Origin of the sequence: Streptomyces boninensis, from assembly GCF_048572725.1 — a bacterium.
GTDB lineage: Bacteria > Actinomycetota > Actinomycetes > Streptomycetales > Streptomycetaceae > Streptomyces > Streptomyces boninensis.
Window position 1 is genome coordinate 9,566,293 of the sequence record NZ_CP183837.1, and the last position, 12,442, is coordinate 9,578,734.

At 70.2% G+C, this 12,442-nt stretch carries 14 protein-coding genes; 8 read left to right on the plus strand and 6 right to left on the minus strand.

All coding sequences use genetic code 11. The features are described 5' to 3' along the window. Positions 1–2: 2 nt before the first annotated feature. A complete protein-coding gene (locus ACNNMR_RS42955; RefSeq protein WP_420000200.1) occupies positions 3–602 on the minus strand; it encodes a helix-turn-helix domain-containing protein in 600 nt (199 codons plus the stop codon). Positions 603–688: 86 nt separating this feature from the next. Here ACNNMR_RS42955 and ACNNMR_RS42960 point away from each other — a divergent pair, with 86 nt between their 5' ends. Both ACNNMR_RS42960 and ACNNMR_RS42965 read left to right on the plus strand, forming a co-directional pair. Next, on the plus strand, positions 689–1,693 hold the full coding sequence (locus ACNNMR_RS42960) for an NAD(P)/FAD-dependent oxidoreductase (protein WP_420000201.1): 1,005 nt from the start codon (positions 689–691) through the stop codon (positions 1,691–1,693). A gap of 75 nt (positions 1,694–1,768) precedes the next feature. Beyond that, positions 1,769–3,331: an MFS transporter gene (locus tag ACNNMR_RS42965; RefSeq protein WP_420000202.1), complete on the plus strand. Its 1,563-nt coding sequence runs from the start codon at positions 1,769–1,771 to the stop codon at positions 3,329–3,331. On the opposite strand, the gene ACNNMR_RS42970 is transcribed toward ACNNMR_RS42965, so the two are convergent. Together ACNNMR_RS42970 and ACNNMR_RS42975 are read right to left on the minus strand one after the other, a co-directional pair. Continuing rightward, positions 3,288–4,382, minus strand: a complete 1,095-nt coding sequence (locus ACNNMR_RS42970) for a sensor histidine kinase (RefSeq protein ID WP_420000203.1) — start codon at positions 4,380–4,382, stop codon at positions 3,288–3,290. The two genes, ACNNMR_RS42965 and ACNNMR_RS42970, sit on opposite strands and share 44 nt — an antisense overlap. Then, positions 4,375–5,079, minus strand: coding sequence for a response regulator transcription factor (locus ACNNMR_RS42975; protein WP_420000204.1), 705 nt, complete (start codon positions 5,077–5,079; stop codon positions 4,375–4,377). The genes ACNNMR_RS42970 and ACNNMR_RS42975 overlap by 8 nt, the downstream gene beginning before the upstream one ends. Positions 5,080–5,166: 87 nt before the next feature. Here ACNNMR_RS42975 and ACNNMR_RS42980 point away from each other — a divergent pair, with 87 nt between their 5' ends. From ACNNMR_RS42980 to ACNNMR_RS43000, 5 genes are all read left to right on the plus strand, one after another. After that, positions 5,167–5,877, plus strand: coding sequence for a M15 family metallopeptidase (locus ACNNMR_RS42980; RefSeq protein WP_420000205.1), 711 nt, complete (start codon positions 5,167–5,169; stop codon positions 5,875–5,877). 101 nt (positions 5,878–5,978) lie between these two features. Further along, complete coding sequence (locus tag ACNNMR_RS42985) at positions 5,979–6,977, plus strand: endonuclease/exonuclease/phosphatase family protein (protein WP_420000660.1); 999 nt, start codon at positions 5,979–5,981, stop codon at positions 6,975–6,977. Between the two features lie 103 nt (positions 6,978–7,080). Then, complete coding sequence (locus tag ACNNMR_RS42990) at positions 7,081–8,082, plus strand: NADPH:quinone oxidoreductase family protein (protein ID WP_420000206.1); 1,002 nt, start codon at positions 7,081–7,083, stop codon at positions 8,080–8,082. A gap of 8 nt (positions 8,083–8,090) precedes the next feature. Next, the gene (locus tag ACNNMR_RS42995) at positions 8,091–9,287 is read left to right on the plus strand and encodes an acyl-CoA dehydrogenase family protein (RefSeq protein WP_420000207.1); all 1,197 of its coding nucleotides are present in this window, start codon (positions 8,091–8,093) and stop codon (positions 9,285–9,287) included. Then, positions 9,284–10,429 carry an acyl-CoA dehydrogenase family protein gene (locus ACNNMR_RS43000; RefSeq protein ID WP_420000208.1) on the plus strand — a complete coding sequence of 382 codons (1,146 nt, stop codon included), beginning with the start codon at positions 9,284–9,286 and terminating at the stop codon, positions 10,427–10,429. The genes ACNNMR_RS42995 and ACNNMR_RS43000 overlap by 4 nt, the downstream gene beginning before the upstream one ends. Before the next feature lie 91 nt (positions 10,430–10,520). Here ACNNMR_RS43000 and ACNNMR_RS43005 read toward each other — a convergent pair whose 3' ends face one another. The 3 genes from ACNNMR_RS43005 to ACNNMR_RS43015 form a co-directional block, all read right to left on the minus strand. After that, positions 10,521–10,814, minus strand: a complete 294-nt coding sequence (locus ACNNMR_RS43005; protein ID WP_420000209.1) for a hypothetical protein — start codon at positions 10,812–10,814, stop codon at positions 10,521–10,523. Further along, complete coding sequence (locus ACNNMR_RS43010) at positions 10,744–11,115, minus strand: anhydro-N-acetylmuramic acid kinase (protein ID WP_420000210.1); 372 nt, start codon at positions 11,113–11,115, stop codon at positions 10,744–10,746. The genes ACNNMR_RS43005 and ACNNMR_RS43010 overlap by 71 nt, the downstream gene beginning before the upstream one ends. A 107-nt stretch (positions 11,116–11,222) precedes the next feature. Beyond that, positions 11,223–11,537, minus strand: coding sequence for a hypothetical protein (locus tag ACNNMR_RS43015; RefSeq protein WP_420000211.1), 315 nt, complete (start codon positions 11,535–11,537; stop codon positions 11,223–11,225). Positions 11,538–11,571: 34 nt separating this feature from the next. Between ACNNMR_RS43015 and ACNNMR_RS43020 the strand changes: the two genes are divergently transcribed. Beyond that, entirely contained in the window at positions 11,572–12,435 is an 864-nt protein-coding gene (locus tag ACNNMR_RS43020) for a hypothetical protein (protein ID WP_420000661.1), read from the plus strand. Positions 12,436–12,442 lie beyond the last annotated feature (7 nt).

The following is a 12,442-nucleotide window of genomic DNA, read 5'->3' on the forward strand; positions in this document are numbered from 1 at the left end:
TGTCACCCGGCCTCGACGCCGCGCTCGGCGTCCCCATCCCTCTGGTGTCCGCGGTGCGCCTCGCGGTCGAAGATCCCCAGGATCTCGCACGGCCCGCCCTCGGCGCCGATCGCGTGCGGCATCATCGTCGGGAACTCGGCGGCCTGATTGGTCTCCACCCGAAAGCGCCGGTGACCGAGCATCAGGACCGCCGTACCGGACAGGACGACGAGCCATTCCCGCCCCGGATGGGCCCGCATCCGCGCCGGGTTGTCGGGCGGCGGCTGGGTCATCCGCTGCCGCGCGACGGTCATGCCCGGGTCGCTCTTCATCGACCAGCTCATGATCCCGTGCGCTGCGTCGATCCTCGGGCTGGTGACGACGTCGTCGGTGGCGGTCTCGACGAGCTGGTCGAGGGTCGTGTCCAGGGCGCGGGCGATGATGACGAGCTGATCCAGCGCGAGGCGGCGGCGGCCGTTCTCGATACGGCTCAGCGAGGACTGGCTGAGGCTGGCGCGGGTGGCGAGCTCCTCCAGGGACCAGCCCTGAGCGACCCGCAGGGCGCGGATCCGTTTGCGTACGAGGCTGTCCAGGTCGCCATCTTCTTGCGTCATAGGCAACATGCTATGCCCTTGCCGCAAACCACGCTTAGCGTCGAGTGCAGACGGCCCGTAATCCCGGGGCCAGAGCACAGCGAAAGGTGCGGCCCATGACTGCAACGACTCCCGCGTACGAGAGCGACCCCCTCCCCGAGGAGACGGTGGACGTCCTGGTGATCGGCGGCGGTGCCGCAGGCCTGAACGGCGCGCTGATGCTCGCCCGCTCCCGCCGCTCGGTCCTGGTGATCGACAGCGGCGCCCCGCGCAACGCACCCGCCGAGGCCATGCACGGCTTCATCGTCCTGGACGGCACCCCGCCCGCCGAGATCCTCAGCCGCGGCCGGGAACAGGTCCGCCAGTACGGCGGCCGGATCATCCACGGCCACGTGACCGCCGCCGAACCCGCCGCCCCGACCTCCGACGGCGACCTCAGATTCACCGCCACCCTCGCCGACGGCCGTACGGTCACAGCCCGCCGCCTGCTGGTGGCCACAGGTCTCCGGGACGTACTGCCCGACATACCCGGCCTCGCCGAACACTGGGGCCGCGACGTCGTCCACTGCCCGTACTGCCACGGCTGGGAAGTCCGCGACGCGCCCATCGGCATCCTCGCCACCGGCCCCAACTCGGTCCACCACGCCCTGCTCTTCCGCCAACTGACGGCCGACCTCGTCTACTTCACCCGAGGCACCGAACTGGACGAGGACACCCGCGCACGCTTCGCCGCCCGCGACATCCACGTCATCGACACCGACGTACAGGAAGTCATCGACGCCGAGGACGGCGGCATCGCGGGCGTACGCCTGACCGACGGCACATTCACCGCCCGCCGCGTCCTGGCCGTCGCCACGCGAATGCAGGCCCGTACCGAAGGCCTCGACGGCCTGAAGCTCCCGACCGCCGACCTCCCCGGCGACATGGGCCGCAGCTTCGCCTCCGGCATGGCCGGCACCACCGAGGTCCCCGGCGTCTGGGTGGCCGGCAACGCCACCGACCTCATGGCCCAGGTAGGCGCCGCCGCGGCGGCCGGCGCCCAGGCAGGCGCCCACATCAACGCCGCGCTGGCCACGGCGGACACCGACGCGGCACTCGCGGCCGCACAGGGCACCGACTGACCCCACCCAGCACTCCCTCAGGCGGCCGGCCCCGACCCGGTCGCCTGCCCCGGCATGCCCTTTTGAGAGGAACCCATGAGTACGACCCAGCCCGCCCCGGGCCCCGCCCCCCGCACAGGCGGCACCCCCGTACCGGACGCACGCTGGCTCCGCGCCATCCTGATCGCCGTCTGCATCGCGTTGATGGCCGTCATCGCCTCCGTATCCGGGCTGAACGTCGCCCAGACCCACATGGCCGTCGACTTCGGCGCCTCGCAGCGCACCATCCTCTGGATCATCAACATCTACACCCTCGCCCTGGCCGCCCTGCTCCTCCCGCTCGGCGCCATCGGCGACCGCCTCGGCCGCAAACCCATGCTGATCACCGGCCTCGGTGTCTTCGGCGCCGCAAGCATCGCGGCAGGCCTGGCGCCGACGGCGGAGGTGATGCTCGCCGCTCGCGTGGCCAGCGGCATCGGCGCAGCGATGATCATGCCGATCACCCTGGCCGTCATCACGTCCACCTTCCCGGAGGAGCAGCGCGGCAAGGCGATCGGCGTGTGGACCGGCGTCGCCGGAGGCGGCGGCATCCTGGGCATGTTCCTCTCCGCGCTCCTGGTCGACGTCGCCGACTGGCGCTGGCTGTTCGTCCTCCCCGTGATCCTGATCGCGGTGGCCCTGGCGATGACGCTGAAGTCGGTGCCCAACTCCCGCGAACACCCCACCCACAGCTACGACACCGTCGGCGCCCTCATCTCGACCGTCGCCGTCATCGGCCTGATATTCGTCCTCCAGGAGGGCCCGGAACGCGGCTGGACCGCCCCGGCGACGTTGTCCAGCCTCGCCATCGGCCTAGCCGCCACCCTCGGCTTCGTGGCCTGGGAACTGCGCCGCCGCGACGCCGCACTCCTGGACGTACGCCTCTTCCGCGAGCGCGGCCTGGCCGGCGGCTCGCTCACCCTGCTGGTGGTCTTCGGCGTGCAGGCGGGCATCGCGGTGGTGCTGTTCCCGTTCTTCCAGGCCGTACTCGGCTGGTCGGGCCTGATGTCGACGCTCGCGCTGATGCCCATGGCGATCGCGATGATGCTGTCCTCCGGCCTTGCCCCCAAGCTGGCCACACGCATCGGCTCCCGCCCGACGATGGCCGCGGGCATCGCGCTGGCCGGTGTCGGCCTGGCGGTGATGGCCCTGTTCGTCTCCGCCGACGGCGGCTACCCGACCATCCTCCCCGGCATGCTCGCCATGGGCATCGGCATGGGCCTGTCGATGACCCCCTCAACGGAAGCCATCACCGCCACCCTGCCGCCGGAAAAGCAGGGCGTCGCGTCCGCACTCAACGACGTCACCCGCGAGCTCGGCACCGCCCTCGGCGTAGCCCTGCTGGGAGCACTCCTGTCCGCCGGATACGGCAACGCCATCGACGACCGCCTCGACGGCGTCCCCCAGGGACCGGCGGACACGGCCCGCGAGGGCATCGCCAATGCCGTCGAGGCCGCAGACGGGGCAGGCCCGCACGCCCAGGACCTCATCCACGCCGCCCAGCAGTCCTTCGTCGACGGCTGGCAGCAGGCGATGTGGGCGGGCGTCGCCGTCATGGGCGCCCTCTTCCTCCACATCACCCTGCGAGGCCGCCCGTCGCGACAGGCAGCTCCACGCTGATACGGATCCCGCCCCCGGCACGCGGAGTGAGTGTAAGGACGCCATCATGCGCGTGGGCGATGGTCTTGACGATCGCGAGGCCGAGCCCGACACCCTCATGATCACCGCGCAGCCGCTCCCCACCGCGCTGGAACGGCTCGGTAAAGGTCGAAACCAGCTCAGGATCGAGCACCACACCGGTGTTCTCGACGACGAGCACCGCCGCCCCGGCCCGTACGCCGGTGGCCACCCACACGGTGCCACCGGCGGGGAGGTTGTGCACGATCGCGTTGTGCACAAGATTCGTGACGAGCTGCAGCAGCAGGGCGTACGACCCGGTGGCAGGCGCGATGTCACCGGAGGTCTCGACGGCGACACCACGCTTCTCGGCAAAGGGCAGCAGCGTCTCGGTCGCCTCCTCAGCAAGCAGCGACAGATCCACCGGCTCCCGAGCAAAGGACCGCTGATTGGCGCGGCTGAGCAACAGCAGCGCCTCGGTGAGATCGATCGCCCGGCTGTTCACGGCATCCAGACGATTGATGATCTCCCCGGTGTCCTGCTTCGGATCAGTACGGGCAACCTCAATAAGCGCCTTCGAAATTGAGAGCGGCGTACGCAATTCATGAGAGGCATTGGCCGCGAACCGCCGCTGCTCGCCGACATGCGCCTCAAGCTGCGCCAGCATCCCGTCGAACGCATCGGCCAGCTCACGGAACTCATCACTGCGCCCGGGGAGCCGAATACGATGAGAGAGCGACCCATTGGCAGCCATCCGAGTGGCATCGGTGATACGCGTCAGCGGTGCCAGCATGCGACCGGAAAGAATCCATCCCCCCAACAGCCCGAACACCAGAAGACACACCATCACGGTGGCCGCCACGGGCGCGAACCCACGCACAAAGGTGGTGCCCGGAGTCGCCCTCCAGGCCCCCTCCGCATTGGTCTGCAGCCACCCTTCCCGCAGCAGAAAGAACCCGATCGCGGCAAGAAGCAGCCCACCGGCGACCACGAGAAACCCGGCATAACTGAGCGTGAGCTTGAGCCGGACACTCAACCCGGGCTCCCTATCCACGACTCACTCTCCCGCCACGGTCGTCCCCGACCGCTGGAGACGCCTCAATGCGATAACCGACCCCCGGCACGGTGGTGATGATCCCAGGCTCCCCGAGCCGCTTACGAAGAGCCGAAACAGTGATCCGCACAGCATTGGTAAACGGATCAGCATTCTCATCCCAAGCCCGCTCCAGCAACTCCTCCGCGCTGATAACCCCACCCTCAGCAGCAACAAGCACCTCAAGCACAGCAAACTGCTTCCGCGTCAGCGGAACATACCGCCCACCCCGATAAACCTCACGACGAAACGGATCCAGCCGCAGCCCGGCAATCTCCCGCACCGGCGGCCTGCTGTGCGCACGCCGCCGATCCAGCGCCCGCAGCCGCAGCACCAGCTCCCGCAGCTCAAACGGCTTCGTCAGGTAGTCATCGGCCCCCAGCTCGAACCCGGAAGCCTTGTCATCAAGCCGATCGGCCGCGGTGAGCATAAGAATCGGCATCCCACTACCAGACGCGACGATCCGCTTGGCGACCTCATCACCCGACGGCCCGGGAATGTCCCGGTCCAGGACGGCGATGTCGTACGCGTTGACGCTCAGCAACTCCAGCGCAGTGTCGCCATCACCTGCGAGGTCAGCGGCGATCGCCTCGAGCCGGAGCCCATCGCGGATGGCTTCTGCCAGATAGGGCTCGTCCTCGACGATCAGCACACGCATGCCCTCGATGCTACGAGCCCGGACATATCTCCAGCATATGGAAAACCACATACGAGCCGACAACAGCACACTGCCTTCACTGACAGCATGCCTGAAGCCTCACCACCACCAGCAGCAGAAAGGCGGGGCCCGCACCGGATCCCCGGACGGCTCGCAGCAGCTGCAGCACTCACAGCAGCAACAACGGCCGCCCTCCTGGCCTGCCAGTCGCAAACCCCCACCCCGTCCGCGGCGGCGGCCCCGTCCCGATCGCCCTCACCCTCCACCGGCACCGCATCGCACCCGCCTTCCGCCCCCGCCGCACCACCCCCGACCGCGCTGCGCAACGACCACCGCGGCGCCCTGGGCGAGTCAGGCGGCGCCGTCCCGGACGGCGTAACGATCTTCGACGACGGCACACCGGCGGTGACCAACCTGGACCCGGACCTCCTCAAAGCCCTCCGCCAGGCGGCCAGAGACGCCGCAGCCCACGGCGTGATCTTCTACGTGAACAGCGGCTGGCGCTCCCCGGAGTACCAGAACCAGCTCCTCCACGAGGCGATCTCCAAATACGGCTCGGAGGCCGAGGCAGCCCGCTGGGTGGCCACAGCGGACACCTCCCCCCACGTATCAGGCAAAGCGGTGGACATCGGCCGCTCGTCAGCGACGGAGTGGCTGTCAGCCCACGGCGCCGACTACGCCCTGTGCCAGATCTACCGGAACGAACCCTGGCACTACGAGCTACGCAGCAATGCCCCCAACCACGGCTGCCCGCGAATGTACGCCGACCCCACACAGGACCCGAGGATGCAGCAGTGACGGACGTAGCAACCGAGAGCGCACGAGCACAGCCGCCGGCGGGGTCCGGCCTGGACGGCACCGACCACCCAGGCGGCCACCCGGCAACCGCACGCGCGCGCATCCGCCTCCGCCTGCTCCACCCCGACCCGTGGAAGCGCGGCCTACTGCTCGCAGCGCTGGCGGTGCTGCTGGGCCTGCTGATGATGCTGCACTCGCAGATCCCGAACCGGCTCGGGAACCTCGGCAGCCTGATCGAGACATTCCTGCCATGGCTCGGAGCGCCCCTCCCGGCACTCCTCGCAGCCGGACTCTGGCGCCGCTCCGCCTCCGCGCTCATCGCACTGCTGCTCCCGGCGACGGTATGGCTGAACCTCTTCGGCGGCCTGCTGGCCGACAAGTCCCATCCCGTCACCAGCGAGGACTTCACCGTGGTCACCCATAATGTCGCAGCCGGGAATCCCGACCCGGCGGGCACGGCCCGCGACCTGGCCGCCACCGGGGCGGCGGTGCTGGCGCTGCAGGAGGTGAGCGAGGAAGCCCGGGACACGTACGAGAAGGAACTGGCGAAGGCCTACCCACACCACACGGTGCAGGGCACGGTCGGCCTGTGGAGCAAGCTCCCGCTCTCGGACACCGAGCCGCTCGACATCGAAACGGACCGCGGCCCGCTGGCAGACACCAAGCCACCCGACACGCGGATGACGCAAACCCGGGCCCTGCGCACCACGGTGACCACAGCCCACGGCCCCCTGGCCGTCTACGTGGCCCACCTGGGATCCGTACGCATCAACCCCAGGGCAGGCTTCTGGACAGACACCCGAAACCGAAACGCACGCGCACTCGGCCACGCCATCACCACCGAGAAGAACAAACGAATGCTGCTGCTCGGCGACCTGAACGGCACCGCGAACGACCGCGCCTTCTCCGACATCACCTCGCAGCTGGACCCGGCCCAGGACAGGGCAGGCGACGGCTTCGGCTTCACCTGGCCGGCCGCGTCCCCGATGGCACGGATCGACCAGATCCTGACCAAGGGCCTGGAGCCGAGGAACTCATGGGTGCTGCCGGCCACAGGCAGCGATCACCGGCCGGCGGCGGCCGCCATGCGTGCTTGGTGAAGGCCGACGTGGCATCGAGTGTGCACACCTATTTCCAGCAGCCAAGCAACCGCTTAGTATGTGGGCGGTACGGTAGCTGCTCGGCCCAAGGAGGAGTCGCGGCGTGAAGGCATGGCGAGTGCATGCAAACGGCGAGCCACGAGACGTGATGCGCCTCGACGACATCCCGGAACCAGAGCCGGGACCCGGGCAACTGCTGGTCCGCGTGCACGCAGCCAACGTCAACTTCCCCGACGCATTGCTGTGCCGGGGCCAGTACCAAATCCGCCCACCGCTGCCCTTCACCCCGGGCGTGGAGATGTGTGCCGAGGTGCTGGCGCTGGGGGAGGGGGACGCAGGCGCGACCGCGCCCGGCGACCGCGTCCTGGCGAGCCCGGTGCTGCCCGCCGGCGCCTTCGCCGAGTACACCCTCGCGGATGCGGCGACGGTACGACCGGCCCCCGAGTCGCTGGACGACGCAGAGGCGGCGGCGATGCACATCGGCTACCAGACGGGATGGTTCGGTCTGCACCGCCGCGCCCGCATCCAGCCGGGCGAGACGCTGCTGGTGCATGCGGCGGCGGGCGGAGTCGGATCGGCCGCCGTCCAGCTCGGCGTGGCGGCCGGTGCCCGGGTCATCGGGGTCGTCGGCGGCCCGGACAAGGCAGCCGTCGCCCGCGACCAGGGCTGCGATGTGGTGATCGACCGCCGCGAGACCGACTTCGTCGCGGCCGTGAAAGAGGCCACGGGCGGCCGCGGGGCGGACGTGATCTACGACCCGGTCGGCGGCGACGCGTACAACCGCTCCACCAAATGCGTCGCATTCGAGGGCCGCATCATCATCGTCGGCTTCGCGTCGGGTGACATCCAGACCCCGCCGCTCAGCCATGCTCTGATCAAGAACTACACGATCCTGGGCCTGCACTGGGGTCTGTACAACACCAAGGACCCGGCCGCTGTGGCCGCCTGCCACGAGGAACTCACCAAGCTCGCCGCCCAGGGCGCCATCAAGCCCCTGGTCAGCGAACGCGTCCCTCTCGAACAGGCCGCCGACGCAGTCCAGCGGGTCGCCGCCGGCCGGACTACCGGCCGCATCGTCGTCGAACCCAGCCGAGCGGGAGCGTGAGGACATACATGGCCACCAATACCCTTGATGCCCGCGAACTGCGCCGCCTGACAAGCGTCTTCCTGGAGGCGTATCCGCCGGGGACGACCGAGCGACTGACCTTCCTGCGCGCCCGTTTCGACGCCGGCCTGGCCTGGGTGCACTACCCGGAAGGCCTCGGCGGCCTGGGCGCCCCGCGTTCCTTGCAGGCCGTCGTGGACGCCGGGTTCGAGGCCGCGAACGCTCCCGCCGGCAACGGCCCGGACGTCAATGGCATCGGCCTGGGGATGGCGGCGCCGACGATCCTGCACTACGGCACCCAGGAGCAGAAGAAGCGTTTTCTGAGGCCGTTGTGGACAGGGGAGGAGATCTGGTGCCAGCTGTTCTCGGAGCCGGGGGCCGGGTCGGACCTGGCCGGGCTTGCAACGCGTGCGGTGCGTGACGGCGATACGTGGATCGTCGACGGGCAGAAGGTGTGGACCTCGTCCGCGCACCTCGCCGATTTCGCGATCCTGATTGCCCGCACCGACCCCGAGGTGCCGAAGCACCGCGGCATCACGTACTTCCTGTGCGACATGCACGACCCCGGTGTCGAGGTGCGCCCGTTGCGCCAGATCACGGGTGAGGCGGAGTTCAATGAGGTGTTCCTCTCGGGCGTCCGCATCCCCGATGCCCACCGCCTGGGGGCGGTCGGCGACGGCTGGAAGGTCGCGCAGACGACCTTGAACAACGAACGCGTGGCTATTGGCGGCGCCCGTATCCCGCGCGAGGGCGGCATGCTCGGCATCGTCGCGGACGCCTGGCGCGCCCATCCCGGCAACCGCACCCCGGACTTGCACCAGCGGCTGCTGAGGCTGTGGGTGGAGGCCGAGGCGCTGCGCTTGTCGGGCCGGCGTCTGCGCCAGCAGCTGGCCGTCGGGCAGCCCGGCCCGGAGGGCTCGGGGATGAAACTGGGCATGGCCCGCATGCACCAGGAACTCTCCGGCCTGGAAGTCGAGCTGATGGGGGAGGAGGGCCTGGTCTACGACGACTGGACCCGCAGCCGCCCGCAGACTGTCGACTTCCTCGGCCGCGAGGCCGGGTACCGCTACCTGCGGGCCAAGGGCAATTCCATCGAGGGCGGCACTTCCGAGATCCTCCTCAACATCATCGCCGAGCGTGTCCTCGGCCTGCCCGCCGAACCGCGCACCGACAAGGACGCCGCCTGGAAGGACCTCCCGCGATGACCACGACGACTGGGACGGCCGCGACGGCCGATGCCCGTTCCCTTCTGTACTCGGAGACCGAGGACGACCTGCGGGCCGCGGTACGCGCCCTGCTCGCCGACCGCAGCGCCGCGGCGGACGTCATTGCCCGTACGGAGGCCGCCGACGGCCCGTACGACGCCGCCCTGTGGAAGTCCCTCGCCCGCGACATCGGCGCCGCCGGACTGCTGATCCCCGAAACCCTGGGCGGCGCGGGAGCCGGCCACCCTGAGGCCGCGGTCGTGCTGGAGGAGTTGGGCCGGGCCGTGACCCCAGCGCCGTATCTGACCGGTGCGGTGATCGCCGTTGAGGCGCTGCTCGGCTGCGACACCGAGCCGGCCCACGGCCTCCTCAGGGAGATCGCCGAGGGCAGCCGCGTCGCCGTTCTCGCGCTGCCGTGGTCGGCCCACGAGCCGGCAGTGACGGTGCAGGCGGCGGACGGCCGGCTGACGGGCCGGGTCACGTCGGTGGCTGATGCGGTGGCGGCGGATGTGCTGCTGGTGCCGGCGGATGACGGCCTGTACGCGGTCGAGACCGCCCGCATCGAACCGAGGACACCACTCGACCTCACCCGGCCCCTGGCCGACGTGGCCTGCGACAGCACACCCGGCACCCGCCTGGCAGACGCTGCCACGGCCCGCACAGCGGTGGAGCGGGCGCTGCTGGCCGGCGCCGGACTGCTGGCCTCCGAGCAGCTGGGTATCGCCGAGTGGTGCCTGACCGAGACCGTCGGCTACCTCAAGGAGCGGCGCCAGTTCGCCCGCCGGGTCGGCGGCTTCCAGGCGCTCAAGCACCGCATGGCCAAGCTGTGGCTGGAACTGGTCTCGGCCCGCGCCGCGGCCCGCGACGCCGCCGGCGCCCTCGCCGAAGGGGCCGAGGACGCGACGATCTCGGTGGCGGTTGCCCAGGCTTACTGCGCGGACGCCGCGGTGCACGCGGCCGAGGAGGCGCTGCAGTTGCATGGCGGCATCGGCATGACCTGGGAACACCCCGTCCACCTCTACCTCAAGCGCGCCAAGAGCGACCAGCTCGCCCTGGGCACCACCGGCCGACACCGGGCCCGCCTGGCGGAACTGGTCGACCTCCCGGCCTGTGCACTACGCCCTTCGGTGGCCCGGTTTTGAGCCCATGCACTGAGAACCTGATTCGGAAGCCTGGTGCAGCGGAGCCGTGGCCATGGGTTGCTGCGGTCCTCGTGGGGAGGACGCTGCGCTATCAGGAGAGGTCCGGGTACTCCGAGGCAACGATCAATGCGGTCTCGGCGGGGCGCTGGTACGGCGTGAGCGCGGTCAGTTGCGTGTGATCGCAGTAGCTGACGCGGTAGGCGAACTGCTTCATGACCTTGGCGTCGCGCTGCGGTGGGAGGAAATCCGCCGGTACTGGGTGGCCTGCGACGACAAGCAGGTCGGCGGTCGGTATGTCGAGTTCGGCGGCAAGTTCAGCGAGTCCCTGCGGGGCGGTGTCGATTCCGCTCGCGGCGAGGCCGCTCAGGATAGTGCCCCGGTCCATGTGAGGAAGGTAGCGGGTGAGCCCGCCAGGCCAAGTCACTTGCGTCGCTTGCGTCACTTGCAGTACTTGCGTCACTTGCGTCACCTGCGGGGGTATGGGCGGCGAGGTGCTCGCGCAAGGACGCGGTGTGGAAGAGCTCCGTGCCGGTCGATTTCGGCGCCGGGAGGCGGTAGTACGGCTCGGCGAGGAGTCGCTGCAGCAGCTGGGTATCCACGGTTCCGCGCCCGGCCCGTACTCCGCCGGTCCAAAACTGACGATCATCGTTGACACCTGGGTCTCTGCCGACTACGGAGATCCGCATGTCGAAGACACCCCGCTCGATCGCGAAGCCAAGCGGCGCCTGGCGGAGGCTCTTTCGCCAGGCCGGGAACCCGCCCTCCAGCCGCTGAGCGGCGCACTGCGTGTAGCTCAGCGTTCCGGTGCCAGGGCCGCTCGAGGTCGACCCGACGACGCGGCGGGCGTGGCGCGCCACCAGCGGCGCGAGGCCAGTGCCGCGAACCGCAGCGGGGCGAGGAATCCCAGCGCAGCGAACACCAGCAGGTTGCCGACGACCTGGCCTGTGCTGCGACGGCGTGCCAGACCCCACGCCGCCAGCGCGGCCAACGGCATTGCGGCCACTGTGAGGACCATGACACCGGTGAACCGCGCCTGCCCGATGTCGGGATGCGGGGACGGCGGCGACGCGTCTGCGCTCACCGCGTCGGCTTCACCGTGCGCGGTCATGGGCCACGTCTACAGTCACTTTGTGATCTTTGGAATGCTATGTGCCCTTGGTGCGGCGGTCTGCTTCGGTACCGCGACGGTGTTGCAGGCAATAGCGGCGCGGGCGGCGAGTGCGGCAGGGGGCGCCCGCGGGGAGGCGGCGCTGCTGCTCCGGGCCCTGCGGCAGTGGCGGTATCTGGCCGGACTGGCGCTGGACGGGCTGGGGTTCCTGCTGCAGATCACCGCGCTGCGGTCGATCCCGATCTATGCGGTCGCGGCGGCGCTCGCGTCCAGCCTCGCGGTGACCGGTGTGGTTGCGGCGCGGCTGCTGCGGGTGCGGCTGAGCGGGGTGGAGTGGGTCGCGGTCGGCGTGGTGTGTGCCGGGCTCGGGATGCTGGGGCTGGCGTCCGGGGCCGAGGGGGACCGTGCGGGGCCGGCGGCGCTGAAGTGGGTGATGCTCGCGATCGCCGCACTGGTGCTGCTGCTCGGGCTGTTCGGCGGACGCTGGTCCGGGCGAGGGCGGGCGCTGGTGCTCGGTTCGGGTGCGGGGTTCGGGTTCGGGGTGGTGGAGGTGTCGGTACGGCTGATCGACTCCCTCACGCCGTCGGACCTGCTCACCAATCCGGCGACGTACGCGCTCCTCATCGGCGGCGGTGCCGCCTTCCTGCTGCTGACCTCCGCCTTGCACCGCGGCTCGGTGACCACGGCGACGGCCGGGCTGGTGATCGGCGAGACGATCGGACCGGCGCTGGTGGGTGTGGTGTGGCTGGGGGACCGCACACGGGAAGGGCTCGCCTGGCTGGCGGTGGTGGGGTTCGCGGTCGGCGTCGCGGGGGCGCTGGTGCTGGCGCGGTTCGGGGAGGCGCCGGCGACGGCGAGGCGGTCTGACCAGCCACCGGCGACCAAGGCTTCGGCATGATGCTCGC